Source organism: Helicobacter muridarum (assembly GCF_000765805.2).
Classification (GTDB): Bacteria; Campylobacterota; Campylobacteria; order Campylobacterales; family Helicobacteraceae; genus Helicobacter_A; species Helicobacter_A muridarum.
In genome coordinates, this window is sequence record NZ_JRPD02000003.1 from 147,097 (window position 1) to 165,622 (window position 18,526).

Genomic DNA, 18,526 nt, shown 5'->3' on the forward strand with positions numbered 1-18,526 from the left:
GTATTTAGAATTGCAATCCGTTATATCTATATATTCTTAATCTTTAGAAATAAATTTAAATTCTTTGATCCTTAACTACTATAAATCTTTAATATATCTTGATAATGTTCAATTCTTCTATCTCGGAAAAAGGGCCAAATATCCCGCACTGCCTTTATTCTCTCTAAATCAATTCTAGCATATAAAATTTCCTCTTTATCATTGCTAGCCTTAGCTAGTATCTCACCTTGTGGACCGCATACAAAGCTATTACCAAAGAATCTTATCCCTTGAATGGTTTTATATGAGATATTATCGTCAATATTAAATATTGAATTCTTTCTTGACAAATCAACATTTCTATTGTTCTCGCAAGATAAATCCATCTCAAATCCAACGCGATTAATACTAGCTACTGGAATTCCATTTGCTATAGCATGTCCTCTTTGTATTATTTCCCATGCTTCAAGCTGTCTTTTATGTTCATCTTTGCTATCACAATCAAACCAGCCAATGGCAGTTGGATAAATTAATATATCTGCTCCACGCATGGACATTATCCTAGCTGCTTCAGGAAACCACTGATCCCAACAAATAAGCACGCCTAACCTACCCACACTAGTATTAATAGGCTCAAAACCTAAATCTCCTGGTGTAAAGTAAAATTTCTCGTAAAATTGCGGATCATCTGGAATGTGCATTTTGCGATATTTGCCAGCAATACTTCCATCTCTTTCAAAAACTACAGCTGTATTATGATAAATTCCTCGCGCTCTTTTCTCAAATAGCGATGTAACTAGGACTACATCATATTCCTTAGCTACTTTTGAAAAAAAATCCACATTCTCCTCAAAGCTATTAGCAAATTCAATATATTTTGTCTCTTCGCTTTGGCAGAAGTATTGAGTTGTATGTAGCTCTTGTAGTAGCACTAGTTTAGCGTTTTTGCTAGCCTCTTCTATGTGAGTCTTTGTCTTTTCCTTCATTCTTTGCATATTGCGTATGTGAAAAGATTCCAATTCTCCATTTATATTTGGGCTAAAGTATAGTTCATCAAATACAAACTGCTCTTGAATTAACGCGATATCTAGATAGTTATATAATCCCATATTATTCTTCATCATAGTCTATATCTGGGTTTTCATAGTCATCATCATCGTATTGGCTAGAGTATCTTATACTTGAATCTTCATCATAGTCATAATCATCGCTATTGTCTTCAGTAGAATCGTCATAATTATAAGAAAATTCATCATCAAGCATTTCGTAATTATCATCATCATTTATTGACATACTATCTCCTCGAATTTAATGAAGTTTAATATAAATTATAACTTGATAATTAGGAAAAAAATATAATTACTTTTGATTTTTGCATGCTATTTTTTGCATTATATTCTTATATAAAGTTAGGAATTATTTTTGCTTATGAACTTATAATATCTAAAGTTTTAAGGGATATGCATGATTGATATACAAGGTTCATTAAGTAATAATAATTTAGGATTGTATAATAAACAAACGCATTATATAAAAAGAGGAGTTATTGCACAAAATAATAGCGCGGCGAAGATGAATGAAGAAGTTTCTACATCTTCTCAATCCAAAAGAGAGACATATGGGCTTGCTATCTTGGAGCTTATGAGTGATCAGGAGTATCAAGCTTGGCTTCGTGCTACTGCTGGTATGAGTGAAGCTGAAAAGATGTTGGCAGTCCAAAAGCTTTATCCGCTAGCAGATATTGAGAAACTAAAATCTAAGAAATTAGCCCTTGCTGAAAATAGTTTGGTTCAGCAAGAACGTGCCAATAGAGAGAATAAGGCTGTGCAACCATTTATTATTAATGCTAATAAACTTAATGGTATGAAGGTTTTTAATGCCAATTCAGATTTTGTTCAGCGATATAAAAATGCTCTTGAAAATATTTCTATAGAAGTTGCTTTGAATGGATAATTTGGATATATTAAATATAGATAAGCCATATATAAAAAAAGTAGATTCTAGTAAGTATATTCAAAAAATAATTGTCTAGTCAAATACATCGAACAAGTCTTAGGGAAAAGCATGAATACACAAACAAATATAGAATCTAGCATAGATAAGACATCATATAATGCCAAAAGAATAGGGATAGTCGTCCCAATATATAATGTAGAAAAATATCTCAATGAATGTTTAGAATCTGTAAAAAATCAAACATATACAAACTTTCAAGCAATTCTAGTTGATGATGGCTCAATTGATTCTAGCTGTGATATTGCAATGCAATATATAAAACTTGATTCTCGCTTCACTTTGATAAAAAAGCCAAATGCAGGATTGTCTAGTGCTAGAAATGTAGGAATAGAATATCTTAAAAATAACTATACATATAGTTTTGATTACTCTAAGTCCCTTTTTGATTCTAAAATAACAAAAACACCTAACACATCTAGCAATACAATCAAACAGAAATCTGTAAATATGAACAATAATGCAAGAAACTACTTAATTAATGATGTTGCTAATTATGTAGGCTCTAATGAAAATAATGAGGTTAATGACACTAGCGCAAATACTGTGGGGGGGGGGGGGGGGGCAAACCTCTATAATTCAAATAGATTCTTCAAACTTCTCTAAATCTTTACTTTGTTTTAAAGTCCAAAACTCAAATCCCTATAATATATCCCATATCTATATGCTAGATACAAATCCTAATGTGCAAATGTTAGAATCAAATGATTCTAACACAAACCTCGCTATTAATATACAGCCAATAGATTATATTATTTTCTTAGATTCTGATGATTATTGGAAAGAGGATTTACTTCAAAAATGTTTACAATATTCTAATCATGAAATAGTTTGGTTTGATTATAAAATGTTTTGTGATGGTGTAGATATGGAGGAAAAAGTTAAAAAAATACAAACATGGCTTCAATCGTATGGATTTACAAAGAATCAAGAAATCTCACCCCTAGATTGGTCTAGAAATGCAAGCAAAGCTAATGGTTTTGCTTCTGTTTGGAATGTTTTTATTGATTTTTCATTTCTATCTAGGATAAATCTAAAATTTCTTGATTGGGTTATATATGAGGATAGATTATTTGGGGTTTTGCTTTTTATGCAAGCTAAATCTATATTTGTATTATATGAAAAACTCCATTGCTATAGAATTCGTCCAAATAGTCTTGCAGGCTATAAACAGAACTATAATAAAGATGACTTCTCGCCATATATACATAACATTTATGAAGCCTTTGATGAAGATGGAAAAACCACAAAAGCATATCATGCTCTAAGTAGCTGGATTCTAATGGGAGAGAGATTATGTAAATTTTTGCAAGATAATGAGAAAGATACAGATGATAATTTCAAAGAAATACTAGAAAATATCAAGAAATTTATCTTGCCAGAATATTGCAATGGTGCTAGAGGCTTTTCAGATTTTACAAAAGACCCATTGAATATTACTAATCATTTATTATTGGCTATGCGCTATGTCCCTAATTATTTTAACAAATATGAGAGGATAAAAATTACTCGACCTATTTTCTATCGCTTTATAATAAAGCCATATTATGCAATTACAATGATAGAGAGAAATTTGCGTAAGCTTATAAAAGGTATTGGTAAATGATTAGAGTAAAAAAAATTAGAAAAGAAATAATCTAGGCTTTATCTATTGCATTTGATAAAGAAACTTACTTTTCAATAATATTAAGTATGAAATATTTAATCAATTTATAATAACAAGGCTTGATATGTATTTATATACAATCTAGAGACTAATCAATGCTTACTAAATTGTTGTTGTAGCCACATTTTAAATTTTGTCGAGATGTATTTATGCGGTTTATTTAGTTTAGATTCTAACTTTGCAAGCCTTGAATCCATTTGGCGCATTCTGTCTGCTATAGAATCTAATACAGCCTTATTTGCTGTGATTGCTTGGGATTGTATATTATACATTTCTGTAAACTCATCTAAAAATCCATGAGTTTGCATAGCCATATTCCACCATTCATCACTATAAGGATATTTTTGCAGCTTTAAGTCCTGTGTTATGGCATATGTAGTTCGCCATGGCTTTGATGGACCATTGAAATGAGCTATTTTTAAATTATCTATTACATGCCGCATATTTTCATCATGTAAAGAGTCTATACATTGATATATTAGCAATCCATACTCTGGAGGTAATTTAACTATATTTGAGTTAATAACTGCATTTAGGGCATCTTGATCTGGAAATTGTGCTTTATAGTGTCTTAGAAAGTTTAGGTATTTTATACAGAATTACAGGCAAAAAAGAAATATAAGAAACACTAAATAAATATTCTAAACCACAGCATAAACAAGCAGATAATATTTAGGTATGACAAAAAATATTCAATAGCCACAAATCTTAAGCAAGGAAGTAAAAGAAACAAGAAAAGCCTTTGACTACAAGTGGTCTAGTTTTGAAGAAATTGGCTTAAATCTTTAGCATACTGGCTACATGATAGCTACTAAGAAGTTAAATATAGTCCAATAGATGTTTTTACATTTATTTTCTTAATTGCAATAAAATAGTAACGCATAAAATAAATGAGCTTTTATGATTCTACATAAAAGTGCAAAAAGGACTATTTATAAAGGTTTAAGCTATATAAATAATACCATTAAGTTTTTGCTTACCACTGCAATTTCCCTGTGCGGTTTGGTTTTTTTAATATCTGTTCAACATTGTTCATATCTTTAATACTTAAAGTTTCTCCATAAAGATTACAAATGCCATTTAGAGCATTGTAGATTTCTTTATCGTTATTGTTTGTATATGCTAATTGATAATCCTTAAATGAAGATTCTATAACTATTAATCTTTCTCTATGTGTTTTCTTAATAAGCTGTTCTAATTGCTCTCTACTATCCATTAATATAGGCAATTTCTCTGCAACTAAGTTTGCTATCTCTTCTGCCCTTAACTTTGCTTTATCCCTTGCTGCAAATACGCTAAAGAGAGAATCTATAACCATGTCTATGCTTCTGCTTGTAATTACAACTGCAAATGAGGATGCTACAATGGCTAACACAGGAGCGATAAAGGGTGCAAGTGGACCCATGATTCCTAGTAATGCGACTTTTAATTGCTTTTCTAAACCTATCGTGCCAACAACCCAAGCTGCTGAAAAGAGAGATTTTAAGATTGTTTTTACAAGTGTTCTAAAATCTTTAATTTCACCCTTTATATAAGAATAGATTCCATTATAAATGGATTTTGCAGCAGTTCGTAAGTTATCCCAAATCAGTTTTAAACTATTGGCTACACTTTTAAAAATCTGCCCTACAATCCCAATTACTATATCAGTAGCACCAAACCCAGCACCCCTTGTAAAATTGCTTTGAAAGACTTCTTTTACTTTTTGCAATAACCGTTTGATTCTAGTCATAACAGAAGTTTCAGAATCTATGCTACCGCTAAACATATCTTTTACTTCCCAGATGATTCCATTTGCCAGTGTTGATAATGTAACTACAATCGCATCACTGAAGCCTGCTTGAACTATATGTCCGCCTGCTGCTATGCTTTGCGTTAGCACGGCGGTTGAGCGTGGGTTTTCAGCCATAAGGCGATTACAAGTGTTGTTAGCATTTAGCTTTTCTAGGGCAATTTTTGCTTTTTGCGCTTTTGACACTTTTTTTTCATCGTTTGGATTTTGCTCCCCTTTTGCAATCATTTCTTCTAATTTTTCTTTATGTTTTTTATATTCATTAAAAGGCACTCTAAGTTCATCTGGGGATGTGTCTCCGTATAAATACTTATCCGTTAGCAATCCGTTTGTGTTCTTGATAACCTTAAGCTGGGCGGTTTTTATCACATTGCCATTTTTATCAAGGGTTACTGTGTCTGTGGTCCCGTGATTTGTTTTTGCTAGATCACCAATTTTATTAAAGTCAATATTTTTTAAGTCATCGCCATGATTCGCTATGATATGCTCTACTTTTGCCCTTTTTGTATCTTTGAGATTCTCTATTTTTTTGCCACTCGCAAGTATTTCACTCGTTTTTTTAATATCTGCTAGAGTATCTGTTCTATAGGTTTTATTACCACTATTAAAAAGAGAATCTTCTATATTTTTCATACCTACATCAAGCTCTTCAAATGCATTTCCATAATACTTATCATTTTTTTTGTGTTGATTATACGTCTTATTGACATCAAGTGTCATTTGTACACTTGAACCATAAGCTTTATAAGTATTTAGGCTAAAGATATTTAATCCAAAGCGCGCCAAAGTCTGTGTGCCGATTTCTTCAATTACTTCTTCATAAAGTGCTTTTTGTGTCATATTTATCCTTTTTATAAGTAAACATAGCGCATATTTTTGCGATAAGCTTTTGTGACATTTTTATAAGGCTATGGTTATCCCCACTTTCTTTGAATCTCATTCATAAGCTCTTTGCACTTTTCTTGATGTTCTCTTAGTTGTCTTGTCAATGTGTCTTCATCATTCATTATAGGTGCATTGATTGTTTTAACTACTACTTCTGCAAACTGCATTAAGTTTTTTAATGCTCTTTGTTCTATCTTTCTCCAAGCAGAAATGCTCGTGCCTTTATCTTGCATAATCCCATCTACATCTGTGAGCAACTCTTGCATTTCTTGTCTATTCGTCTCTAAAACACCTATTTTCTCAATACTTTTGGCAAGTATTTCTTTATGCATTAGTGCCTCTCCATTCATAGCCTCGCACAATGCTTTTACACTATCGTAATAGGCATAAGCGTCATATTTTTTCTTTTCCGCACTTGCGGCAAATACTGAAGCTGCCACGGCAATTACAGGCGCAACGACAATGCCACCAAGCACTAAAGTCCCTCCAGCCATGCCAAGCCCGCCAGCAGCAAGGCTACCACCGCCAAACCACGCCAAAGTCGCATTTGTAGCAGCCACACCACTTAAAGTGCTAATAGCTGTCCCTGTTGAAGCGCATGCTAGTAATCCTGCTCCGCCAAACGCACCAAATCCAGCCAAAGCACCAGCTGCAGCACTTCCAGCTGCAGCACCTAATGTTGTTTCTAGCGATATGATGAATTGTCTTACTTCTGCTAGTTTATACATCGTATCTTTTCCTACAACACGTGCTAAATCTACATTATTTTCTACATCGAATTTGTCTATAAGCTCTGCATAGTGCGTTAGCTCATTTTCAACGATATCTGCTTGTAGCTCCCCTAAGGTTTTAAAGCTATCTTGCGCCTTATTTATTGCGGCATTTAGCTCAGATTCTGCTTCATCATATAAATCCTTTGCTTTTTCATGCCAACGGTTAGCCGTCTTTGTATCCTCATACGCGTCATAGCCCTTTTTTGCTCCAAATAGAGCTGTAGCTACCGCCGCTCCACCAAGTAAAACAGGTATTAATGGTAATGGCATATTGCCTCCTTACAAATTTAATATTAATCTAGATAAAGTGTTTTGTTAACAAACACTTTATTATTTAGAATCTTAATGCTTTATCTATATCTTCTTTTTCTTGCAATGCCTTGCAAGATTCTATATTGAGTGCGTAAAACTCCTCTTTGCTATGTAGCTGCTTGTAATCTCTCTCATACATGGCATTAATCCTACATATAATGGGACGGTTTGCATAAATCTTGCAAAGATTATTTTGCATGTCTAAATACTTGCAAATCCCATTGCCTAAGTTATAAGATTCTAGCTCCTTGATGCCGCTAATATTTTTACAGCATGCTCCACATTTTGTGCAAGGAAAGTCCATATAGTGCCTTAAAGCCTAATGAGATTTTTACCCTGATCGGTTAGTACAAGCATAGCCTTAGTCCAATCTGCATAAATCACTGCAAGTTCATTGCTTAAGCCAAGTTCTTTAATCATTGTCTTTAACACTTCTTTTTCGCCTGCATGAAGAGATTCTAAAGTAGTGATATTATCCGCCATTGCTAATGCCATCGTCTCTAGCAGTACGACTTTTTGATGTGTCTTATCTTTAAACTTCGTTAAAATAGCCTTTAAATCAAATTCGCTTTCATTATATGTAATGTTATCAATTTGCATTTCTGCACAATACGCTGCAATAACTTGCTTCTGCGCGTCTGAAAAATTATTATTACTCCATGCAAAATGATGTGCAATTGCTAAAAATGCTTGTTTCTCTTCTTTGTTTAGCATACTTAAAAACATATTTACTCCTTAATAATAAAACCACGAATAACATATTAAGATTCTACGGATTCGCGACTTGGCCATGATACAAAAAAAAAAAAACAAGTCAAGGCAAATGAGAATATTTGTTCAAGATAATTGTAATATATGCATTGCTACCTCAAAAATACTCCATCAGCAGCATTTTTATTAAAGCCAGTTAAAAGTTGGGATTGTTACCTGTATAAAAGGTTTATTTTTGTCAAGCTTTGTTATGTAAGATAGTAAAAAAGCCTTTTAGTCGCTTAACCATAGCAGCAAATGTCTCTTTGGTAGGGAGTGTTGTGTAATAGGATTCAAAAAAATGAACTGTTGTCCCAGTGTCTGTTTGAATTTGAAGTTCACTCTCTTTACTCGTAATCCTCTCTTAATTCGTTATAATTTTTAATAATTCTATTGTAGATAGTCGCGCTTTATGCGCCAATATTTGTGGTGCTATGACTTGTTGGCTTGCCATTCATAGCTCGTCTTGTGTGTCTAATAGTTATCCATACGATATTTTCTAACAATACCTCCACTTTAATTTTAAAAAACTATACAGTTTTAGAGAATAAATCACTAATCCAACTTTCTATAGATTGCAATAAAGCCATCAGGCTTTTATTAAAAAAGCGTGGGGGGGGGGGTGTATTTCATCTTGATTTTACGCTAAGAGTCCATAGAATATTGCGCATATAGAATCCACATACAAAAACAGCAATTATTCCTCCAATATAACCTATATACCCAATATTTAGGCTATCTATGACAAGCCCACCAATGGCTGCTCCTCCACCTATGCCTACATTATAGATTCCAGAGAATATACTCATAGCGATTGCTGTGCCTTTTGGGCAAAGTGCTATTATTTGGGATTGAAAGGCTAGATTAAAAAAGTTCATAGAAAGCCCCCAAATAAGACAAACCATAATCATGGCATAGGCACTAATCGCACCAAAATTTAGCATAAATAGACATATACACACGCCAAAAATAGCGAATCCTACAAAAAGCTTAGCTCTTCCTTCATAAAATCTCGCAAATATTGCACTTCCTACAACACCTACTAAACCAAATGCCACAAGTGTTAGAGTGATGCCATCTTCACTAAAATGTGCTACTTTTGCTAAGAATGGCTCAATATAGCTATATGCGGTAAAATGCGCAGTAATTAGTGCAGCTGTGATTAAATAGATTGCCATTAAGCTTTTATTTTTGAAAATTTTAGGTAGGATTGCTAGGCTTATAGAGTCTGTGCTTTCAAGTTTTGGAAAAGCCTGCCAAAGCATAATCAAAGTAAGAAATGCCAATATTCCAATGGCTAAAAAGCTCATTCTCCAGCCAATATATAGCCCAATAACTCTTCCAAGTGGTAGCCCTAGTATAATGGCTATTGCGCCTCCTGTGATAATAAAGCTAAGAGCTAAGCCTTGTTTGTTTGGTTGGACTATACGCACCGCCATAGGAGAGGCAATGGACCAAAAAATAGCATGTGCACAGGCTACAGCAATGCGAGATGCTATTAGAGTATAGTAGTTTTGCGAAAGAGCAGAGGCTATATGGCTTAAGACAAATATGGCAATGGTAAATAACATAAGCCGCTTTAGAGCTATATTAGATAGCAAAAGCATAAGCGGAAGTGAGACTAGGGCTACTACCCATGCATAGATTGTTATCATTATTCCTGTGTGTGCATCGCTCATTCCAAAATCATTTGCAATAAGGCTTAAAAGTCCTATTGGTATAAACTCTGAAGTGTTAAAGACAAATACAGCAAAAGATAGTGAAAGCAAAGCTAAATATGGAATCTTCTTAATGGTTTTAGTGTCTTTTGTATGTGATTTGTTGTTAATAGATTCTATATTTTGGCTGATTATGTCTAAAGATTGTTTATATGGATTATTAGATTCCCTTTTTTTTGAGTCTGTGTATTCGTTTCTTTTTGCTCTTTTCACCTTTATTTCCTTCTTAGAAGTCTATTATTACTTAAAGAAAAAATTTGAGATTATGCAGCAAAAGCGGGAATTCTCTAAAGCCATCATCTTGCATAAAATGCCCTCCAACTTGTGTTTGTATAAAATTGGCTTGTAGATTCTTAGCTAGAGTTTGGCTTAAGCTTGTTGGCACGATAGAATCATCTCTAGCAGAAATTACAAGGCGATTTGAACAAATATTGCAAACTTTACCAAAATCAAAATTGCTTTGTATAAAACTATTTAATTGCGGATAGATAGGTAATAATTCATAAAAGCCTGATACAAGCACAATAGCATTAATGCGAATGTTATTTGGTTGTTTAGAAAGGAAATTTAACACAGCAGCACAACCTAAGCTATGACCTATAAAAATTGTGCTTTCATCTATTTTTTTTACTATATTTTGCATGGTTGATAGCCATTCTTCTGAGTTAGGGGCATCGGCATTTGGCATAGCGGGGATAAAAGTTGTAATGCCGTTTTTAGATAGCTGTTCTTTAAGCCACATAAACCAATGTTTTTGCGGATAGGCTCTAAAGCCATGAGTGATATATACTTGCATATTTCTCCTTATAAGCTTAGCATAGCATAATTTTACAACGACAAATTAAGCAGACAAAATTTAAATAGAACTTAGGGACTGTGATATATACTCTAGTTGATTGATAAGAGATTGTAATTCTTTTTGCTTCTTTATTAGAGAATCTCTAAGATTTTGTGAGTTAGCCTTTTTCCTTTGGTCTAGCATTTGGGTTAGAGACTCTTCCTTATCTGCAATTTGCAACTTGATATATTCTTGTTGCTGCTTGGATAGTTGTGTGAAATATGTAGAAAATGCTTGAGAGATTTCATTGCTTTTCTTAGAAATTGCCTCATAGAATAATGAAAAAGATTCATCAAATACAGAATCCATCTGTATTGCTAGTTCGTTTTGAGTGCTTGCAGAATGCTTATTTATTAGCTCTGGCACGCTAGATTGCAACAATGCAAGACTTTTATGTATTTGTTCTTTACTAGCCTGAATGGAAATCTTTGGTTGTATAACCTTGGCTATTTTGTGATTATTGGTGCTACTTAAGTCATTTGATATTGATTCTATATTTTTCATATCTTGATTACTTAATAATTGCATAATTTTTTCTGAAATTTTTTGTTTATAATCTCTGCTAGTATCTACAAAGCAATCATGCAATGCTTGGTCTAATACTTCACAAATATGTTGTTTTGTCGGAATCTTATTGTTTGCATAACCATAGATTGCGTCATGATAGATTCTGCTTTTAAGTTTTTCTTGTTCTATCTTTAGATGCTTCCTAATGATATTTTCTGAAATTTGTAAGAACTCCTGTAATTCATCTGCTTTTATTTGTAACTCCCTTTGTTTATCCTCTAGTGATTTTAATAGATCTTCATTTGATTTTTTTAGTGAATCTAGCATAATCTCTAGTTCCTCATTTGAGGCGTTTAAGATTTGGGATTCTAATGCCACTTCCTCTTGTGCTAGGCTTGCTACCTTTAAAAACGCACGATAAGCAAGATAAAGTATATCTTTATGCTTGAGGCTATTTTCACCCAATAGTATTTTGTCTAAGTATTGCTCTACATCTAATATACCCGTTTTCTCAAGTGTGTAGCCCTGCGCTAACGCCTCATTGCCCCTATTTGTTTTATGTAATAATGCTAAAAAGCTAGCTATTGGTATGAAGTCAATTCTCGTCAATAAAGATTCTATATCGCCTTTGTAATTGGATTTTTTTAGTTGTATGGATAAGCTAGATTTGGTATATTCAAGAGATTGATGTAATTCTTTTTCGCCTATTAAGTCAGCCCTTGTTAGCACTACTAGCAATCTTGATATATTTTGTTCAACAAGAGATTCTATAATGAAGTCAATATCAATTTGTGTTGCAGCACAACTTGCATTCATGGCATGTATTAACACATCGCATTTTTGTATATATGCTTTAGTAATTTCCTCTCTTTTTGTAACAGGGTCATCAAGTCCGGGTGTATCAACAATTTCAACTCCATTTTGCAAGAATTTCAAATCTGTTTGTAATTCAATCTCCTTAACAAGATTGCAAAGCTTACTTTCATGATTTGCTGAAGTAAATATGTTTAGCTCATCTAAGCTTATATCTTGTGTTCTGCTCTCTTTGGTGATATAGTTATTTAGTGAATCACCAAATTTTTTTTCACTTTGCAAAATGAAATCTTTGAGACTGGTATCACTTTCTGCTAAGTCCTTTAATTCCTGCCATTCTTTTTGATTCCAAAAGCGCACTTTTGCGCAATTCTTGTCTCCATATTTTAGAATGGTTAAATTCGCTGTTTCGGGTATTGTAGAGCTACCTAGTATCTCTTTGCCCAAGAGAGCGTTTAAGAATGTGCTTTTTCCAGCACTAAGCACGCCTGTGATTCCTATAGAGAATTTTTGATTTTTCATATTATTTAGAATATTGTTTAGCTTAAGATATATAGATTTGTTTAGCTCTAATTCTAAAAATCTTGCATATATGGATTCTAACTCCGCGACTAATGTCTGTAAATCAAGCTTTTGTGCTTGTAATTTAGAATCCTTTCTTGTTTTAGATATGGATACATTAAGGAAATTGATAAAATTACGCGCATATGTATTAGTAATAATATCGGCTGCACTCAATCTAAATATATAATTCTTCAAATCATACAATTCATTAATTTGTATATTTTGTAGTATATATCCTTGAATCATTTTAATATTTTCTATTGTCATTTCTTGCTCTTGCAAAATACATGTATTGTATATGCTCTGAAATGAATTAGTGGAGGCATATAATGCAAAATTGGATTCATTTACAGATAGAATTATGCTTTTTGCTTCAGGTGCTAGATTCTTGGTTTTTGTAGAATCTATAATTAGCTCTATATCATTTGGCATATAATTTTTATCTGATTGATTATAAAACAATTGAAAAAAATTCTCTGTAATTTCCATGTATCACTCCTTGAGATGAAATTTGATTCTACATTATTAGCCACAATACTACAAGATTGACAGATATAACTTTGTAATATATTGTTGTGTTAAGTAGGTAATCTAGTAACACATGCTTGATTTAATCTTGTTTCAATATAAATATCAGCATATCCTAGGTAGGATTTCACCCTCTGGATATTCTAAGAATCTTTTGCTGCCATATTTCATTTGTATTGCTACTCGTTTAAAGAATATTTCATCAAGATCTCCAGATGATATATGAGCAAAGTCCTTGCGCACTCTTCCTATTATTTGAGCATATTTACCTAAGGGATTGTTTTGCAATATTTCTAATGTTTTGTTTGCATCACATTTAGGAATTGCTAATAAGCATATTCCTTCATTTGCAAGTATATATGGATCAAGTCCTAATATTTCACATACTCCAAGCACCTCTGTATCAATGTTTATATCCTCCTCAAAAATCTCAATATATGCACTAGATTCAATAGCCCATTCATTAAGAGTGCTTGCTATACCTCCACGCGTAGCATCTCTTAATGCATGAATGTTTATATCGCTTTTAAAAATATTTTCTAGTAATGGATATAGACTTGCGCAGTCGCTTTGTAAATTATTTGATATTTCCATGTTGTTTTGCTCTAAGAATATTGTTGCACCATGATTGCCAATCTTTCCACTTATGATAATGCAGTCATCATGTTGCAAATTCCTAGCACTAATCCCAGATTTTTGCAAGCTACCAATGCAACTAGTATTAATGAATATTTGCGAGTCTCCTTGTGATATTTTAGGTAGGACCTTCGTATCAGCAGAGAGAATCTGCATTTCCAAATTCTTGCATTCCCGAGCAATAGAGTTAGCAATTTTTTTTAGATTCTTTATCTCAAATCCTTCCTCTATAATGAAGCCTATATTTATAAATAGAGGCTTTGCACCCATCATAGCTACATCATTGCTGCTACCGCATATACTAAGCTTGCCAATGTTTCCTCCTGCAAAGAATGGCGGATTGATAATATATGAATCTGTGCTAGTAACAGCTAGTGCAGATTCTTTAGATATGTTGTCTTTGTGATTATGAATTGTAAAAATTGCAGAATCCTCATTAGCATAAGGCATTATGTCTTCAAAAAAAGGCATAAAGACTTCTTGTGTTAGTTGTGCAGAGTGTAAACCACCACTACCATGCGCAAGTGTAACAATATCCATATAGATCCTTTTATAATTTAATGGGGCGAAATTATACATCAAGCATACTTTCAGTAAAGAAAGTTTTATATAAGTTTTGCTAGAATAGCTACTTTTTGTGAATAACTTGAAACTAGAGGGAAGCCAATGAAGATAGCTATTGTGGAAGATGATATTAACATGAGAAAAAGCCTTGAATATTTTTTTTCAGATTATAAGGATTTGGAAATCACTAGCTTTAAGAATCCAAAGGATGCTTTGAAGTGTCTTGATTCTAGCTTTGATTTGATCATCACAGACATCAACATGCCTCAAATGGACGGTTTGGAATTTTTAAGCCAGCTAAATGGAAAATACGAAGCAATAGTTATTACAGGTAATGCTACCTTAAATAAGGCAATAGAATCTATTAGATTAGGGGTTAAAGATTTCTTTCAAAAGCCTTTTGAACCAGAGGATTTGCTAGCGGCAATCTATCGCACAAAAAAGATTGTTGAGTTTAATAGAAGCAATAAATCTAATGTATCTGCAAAGAAACCTTTAAGTAAAGAAAAGCTATTTAAATCTAGTTCACCGCAGTTAGAAGCAGCAAAATCTTTAGCTCTAAAAGTTGCTCCAACAGATGCATCTGTTCTATTGCTTGGAGCCAGCGGTGTGGGTAAAGAAGTCTTTGCTAGATTCATTCATGAGAATTCAAAACGTTCTAGTTCTCCATTTATAGCATTAAATATGGCGGCAATACCTGAACATCTTTTAGAATCAGAGCTATTTGGATATGAAAAAGGAGCGTTTACAGATGCCATTGGCACAAAGCTCGGGCTTTTAGAATCAGCACAAGGCGGCACTGTCTTTTTAGATGAGATTGGCGAGATGCCAATTGGCTTGCAAGCAAAATTGCTACGCGCATTGCAAGAGAAAGAAATAATAAGACTTGGTTCATCAAAGCCAATAAAAATTGATACACGTTTTATATCTGCAACCAATGCAAATATTCAAGAAAAGATTACAAATCAGGAATTTAGAGAAGATTTATTCTTTAGGTTGCAAACTGTGCCTATTAAGATTCCACCGCTAAAAGATCGTAGAGAGGAAATATTGCCATTAGCAAAGGAACATATTAAAGAAGTTTGCGCTAGTTATGGATTTAATAATAAAAAAATAGATAAAGATGCGGAGGAGAGAATGTTAAACTATAGTTGGCCCGGGAATATTAGGGAGCTTTTAAGTGTTATAGAGAGGGCTTGTATATTAAGCGAAGGAGATCATATCTGTGTGCAAGATTTGTATTTAGATGAAAGAGAAAAAGGTTTATTCAATTAGATACCTTTTTTTATTTTGTTTTTTAAGTTTTTTACGCTTATTATGTATTTTCTATTATTTATTCTTGTATCTGATTTTATTTATTGCATTGTTAATTAAATTTATACTAAATTTTTATTCATTAAACTTTGAGTCTCATTTATATGAGTTTTATAATTTTAATGACTTAACCTATTGGCTTGGCTACAAAATTTATGTAAAGCTTAATAAATTTAAAGTCCTAGCTTTACAATATTAACTATTGTCGTCTCATTTTGTTTTGCGATAGAATCTTAATAGTAACATCACTCTCATCTTCATCAATATATCTAATAGTAAAATAAATCTCATATTTAGCCGATTTATCGCCTTTTTTGTCGCTCCAACCATTGCCAAAATCTTCTAAAACTTCTGTGTAATAATTCGCGCTACATATCCTAGATTTAGCATTATTATCTAGACCTTTTGATTGTATATTTTCTATCCTAGATACAATCTTGTTATATATTATTGACTGTGTTTTTTCCCATAGTTGCATAAATTTTTCCAGAGATTGTTTGCCATTTCTGCGCATTTCTTCTTTTGCTCTAATCTGTGCTTGAGAGTTCATACTAACCAGTGCGAGTTTTTTATAAACAATATCATCTGTGCATAATGGTAGATTTACTTTGTTTGGTAGATTTGACTGATTTGATTTAATGGGATTTTTATTTTTATTGGTTATTTGTATGGTATCTGATACAATTTTTACTATGAGATTATCATTATTACATGTTATTCTATAGCTTGCTTCATACATTGGAGATTTATCCCCTTTTTTATCACTCCAACCATTGCCAAAATCTTCTAAAACTTCTGTGTAATATCTTGCCTTGCATATACGCATAAGTTTATTATTGTCAAAAGATTGTTCTCTTACATCACTTACATGTGATGTAAGCTTTGGTATTACGGTCTCGCTTGTGTTATCCCATAGCTCGATGAAGTTTTTGGCTACCTGTTCTCCTTTTTTAGCCAATTCTTCCTTGTAACGAGCTTTTGCATGGGATCTTATGCTAGATATAATAACCTTTTGTATAACTGCTCTATCGTTACACCTTGGCATGCTATCGCATTTATAATATTGTTGACTAGTATCATAATCTGTATTTAGGCTTTGTATTATTTCGTTGTAATCTATTTCTGATATATAATTCAAATTTTCTTTTTGTGCCTTTTTGATATATGATTCTTTATTTTGTGCTTGGTTTAAGTTTAATTCTTTGGCTTTTTCATTGATTTCATCTTTGATTTGATTGTTTGAATCTAATCCTATAATTAATTCATTTTGTTCTTTATTTTCATTTTTTTTAAAGTCTTCATTCTCAATTGCTTTATTGGAATCTAAATCATTGGCTTTAGATTCACTTATATAATCTTTTATAGCATTATCGGAATTTAGATTGTCGCCTGTTTTATCTTGCCTTTGTTCTTCTATGTTTTCTTTTACATTATCTTCATTGAAATCTTTGTTTGCAACTTCTTTTTGTTTTGATGTCTCATCTTTTAGTATATCATCGTTTTGATTCTTATCTTTGGAATCTTCTTTTACTTTATTTTGCATATTTCTTAGTATGATATACAAATCCGATTGCAAATCTTGATCTGTAACTTCATCAATTTTTATACCATTGTCTTTTGATAATTCGTCTATTGCTTCATTTGATTCTACTTGTATTTGTATTTCAATTTGTTCCTTGCCTTCTTTATTTAGAGCAATTTCATCTTTTTCACTGCCTATTGCTTTGTTTTGCTCCGTATTATTAAGATTTAATTTTTTAGCAATTTGGTTTTGTGCGTTTAACATTATTTTATCTTGTGCTATTTTATCGGAATTTAGATTGTCGCCTGTTTTATCTTGCCTTTGTTCTTCTATGTTTTCTTTTACATTATCTTCATTGAAATCTTTGTTTGCAACTTCTTTTTGTTTTGATGTCTCATCTTTTAGTATATCATCGTTTTGATTCTTATCTTTGGAATCTTCTTTTACTTTATTTTGCGCTAATTTATTAGAATATATTTCTTTATCTTTAGAATCTAATTCTATAACTACATTATCTTGAGTTTGTTTATCTTTGTCTAATTTGTCTAAGCTTTCATTTTTGATTGTTTCTTGATTTTTATCTTGAATATCACTATGTTTTTGTAGCGAATTAGAATCTTTGCTTGATTTTGCTTTATTTTGTGTTATTTCTATTGATTTGTCATTTTTATCTTTATTTGTCTGGTTGCTTGATCTATAGGAATGGTGAGAATCTTTGGCTGCTATGTTGCTTTTGTCATTGTTTGAAGCCTCAATTTGAATCTTTTCATTTTGTTTTATCTTATCTTTATCTTGCGTTAGTTCTCTTTTGATGTTATCATTTAAGCTTGTTTCAATAGGCTTTTTTCCCCCTTGTGTATTTTGTTCTATCTTAGAATCTTTTGTAGCTTCATTTTTAATCGTGTACGCATTTTGCTTGTTATATGGACTTTGATTCTTGGGATTTCTTTGGCTTTCTGCAATAGCATTTGATATGTTTGTCTCATCTATGTTGTTTTCTCGTATATTTGAATTATTACTTAATTGATTTTGGTTATTCTTGCTCGTAGTAGATGTTTGTTCTATATTGGTTTGTCTTATGTTTTGATTTGAGATGTCATTATTCATTGTTTTATTAGATTGCTCGTTTGATACTTTGTTACTAGAGTGTGAACTAGGTAGATCTAATACACTTTCTTTATTGCTAGTGTTTAAATAACTCGCTGTAATAAAAACTGCAAGCCCAAATATAATGATAGCAACAAGAGCTATAATTCTTTTACCCATACTGCACAGCTCCATACACAGAATACGCTCAAATAGTAATGGAAATATTGTTAAATTAAACTTAAAACTGCATAGATATTATGATT

Annotated in this window: 15 protein-coding genes and 1 pseudogene; 4 read left to right on the forward strand and 12 right to left on the reverse strand. The window is 32.3% G+C overall.

Annotation, left to right across the window (positions count from 1 at the left end; all coding sequences use genetic code 11):
- Window positions 1–71: 71 nt before the first annotated feature.
- Window positions 72–965 (reverse strand): carbon-nitrogen hydrolase, encoded by an 894-nt coding sequence (locus LS73_RS02505; protein ID WP_104692144.1) that lies wholly within the window; start codon window positions 963–965, stop codon window positions 72–74.
- 124 nt (window positions 966–1,089) lie between these two features.
- Window positions 1,090–1,272, reverse strand: coding sequence for a hypothetical protein (locus tag LS73_RS09920; RefSeq protein ID WP_034558019.1), 183 nt, complete (start codon window positions 1,270–1,272; stop codon window positions 1,090–1,092).
- A gap of 171 nt (window positions 1,273–1,443) precedes the next feature.
- Between LS73_RS09920 and LS73_RS02515 the strand changes: the two genes are divergently transcribed.
- From LS73_RS02515 to LS73_RS02525, 3 genes and pseudogenes are all read left to right on the forward strand, one after another.
- Entirely contained in the window at window positions 1,444–1,932 is a 489-nt protein-coding gene (locus tag LS73_RS02515) for a hypothetical protein (protein WP_104692143.1), read from the forward strand.
- A gap of 111 nt (window positions 1,933–2,043) precedes the next feature.
- Window positions 2,044–2,346 (forward strand): annotated as a pseudogene (locus tag LS73_RS10155) (glycosyltransferase family 2 protein); the annotation flags it as partial.
- Window positions 2,347–2,518: 172 nt separating this feature from the next.
- Window positions 2,519–3,598 (forward strand): glycosyltransferase family 2 protein, encoded by a 1,080-nt coding sequence (locus tag LS73_RS02525; protein WP_138069976.1) that lies wholly within the window; start codon window positions 2,519–2,521, stop codon window positions 3,596–3,598.
- A 152-nt stretch (window positions 3,599–3,750) separates the two neighbouring features.
- Here LS73_RS02525 and LS73_RS02530 read toward each other — a convergent pair whose 3' ends face one another.
- The 9 genes from LS73_RS02530 to hypE all read right to left on the reverse strand — a co-directional run bounded on the left by LS73_RS02530 (window position 3,751) and on the right by hypE (window position 14,314).
- Entirely contained in the window at window positions 3,751–4,251 is a 501-nt protein-coding gene (locus tag LS73_RS02530) for a glycosyltransferase (RefSeq protein ID WP_104692259.1), read from the reverse strand.
- A 383-nt stretch (window positions 4,252–4,634) separates the two neighbouring features.
- On the reverse strand, window positions 4,635–6,290 hold the full coding sequence (locus LS73_RS10160; RefSeq protein ID WP_034556944.1) for a phage tail family protein: 1,656 nt from the start codon (window positions 6,288–6,290) through the stop codon (window positions 4,635–4,637).
- Window positions 6,291–6,364: 74 nt separating this feature from the next.
- Complete coding sequence (locus tag LS73_RS02540) at window positions 6,365–7,378, reverse strand: hypothetical protein (RefSeq protein WP_034556942.1); 1,014 nt, start codon at window positions 7,376–7,378, stop codon at window positions 6,365–6,367.
- A gap of 64 nt (window positions 7,379–7,442) precedes the next feature.
- Entirely contained in the window at window positions 7,443–7,724 is a 282-nt protein-coding gene (locus LS73_RS02545; RefSeq protein ID WP_034556939.1) for a YkgJ family cysteine cluster protein, read from the reverse strand.
- Between the two features lie 8 nt (window positions 7,725–7,732).
- Complete coding sequence (locus tag LS73_RS02550; RefSeq protein ID WP_034556936.1) at window positions 7,733–8,146, reverse strand: co-chaperone DjlA; 414 nt, start codon at window positions 8,144–8,146, stop codon at window positions 7,733–7,735.
- Window positions 8,147–8,799: 653 nt separating this feature from the next.
- Window positions 8,800–10,101 carry a sugar transporter gene (locus LS73_RS02555; protein WP_233708900.1) on the reverse strand — a complete coding sequence of 434 codons (1,302 nt, stop codon included), beginning with the start codon at window positions 10,099–10,101 and terminating at the stop codon, window positions 8,800–8,802.
- Window positions 10,102–10,132: 31 nt separating this feature from the next.
- Complete coding sequence (locus LS73_RS02560) at window positions 10,133–10,684, reverse strand: RBBP9/YdeN family alpha/beta hydrolase (RefSeq protein ID WP_034556935.1); 552 nt, start codon at window positions 10,682–10,684, stop codon at window positions 10,133–10,135.
- A gap of 60 nt (window positions 10,685–10,744) precedes the next feature.
- Window positions 10,745–13,099, reverse strand: a complete 2,355-nt coding sequence (locus LS73_RS02565) for a dynamin family protein (protein ID WP_034556934.1) — start codon at window positions 13,097–13,099, stop codon at window positions 10,745–10,747.
- Window positions 13,100–13,243: 144 nt separating this feature from the next.
- Entirely contained in the window at window positions 13,244–14,314 is a 1,071-nt protein-coding gene (gene hypE, locus LS73_RS02570) for a hydrogenase expression/formation protein HypE (RefSeq protein ID WP_034556932.1), read from the reverse strand.
- Window positions 14,315–14,440: 126 nt separating this feature from the next.
- Here hypE and LS73_RS02575 point away from each other — a divergent pair, with 126 nt between their 5' ends.
- Window positions 14,441–15,613, forward strand: coding sequence for a sigma-54-dependent transcriptional regulator (locus LS73_RS02575; protein ID WP_034556928.1), 1,173 nt, complete (start codon window positions 14,441–14,443; stop codon window positions 15,611–15,613).
- A 238-nt stretch (window positions 15,614–15,851) separates the two neighbouring features.
- Here LS73_RS02575 and LS73_RS02580 read toward each other — a convergent pair whose 3' ends face one another.
- The gene (locus tag LS73_RS02580) at window positions 15,852–18,440 is read right to left on the reverse strand and encodes a hypothetical protein (RefSeq protein WP_104692260.1); all 2,589 of its coding nucleotides are present in this window, start codon (window positions 18,438–18,440) and stop codon (window positions 15,852–15,854) included.
- Window positions 18,441–18,526: the final 86 nt, after the last annotated feature.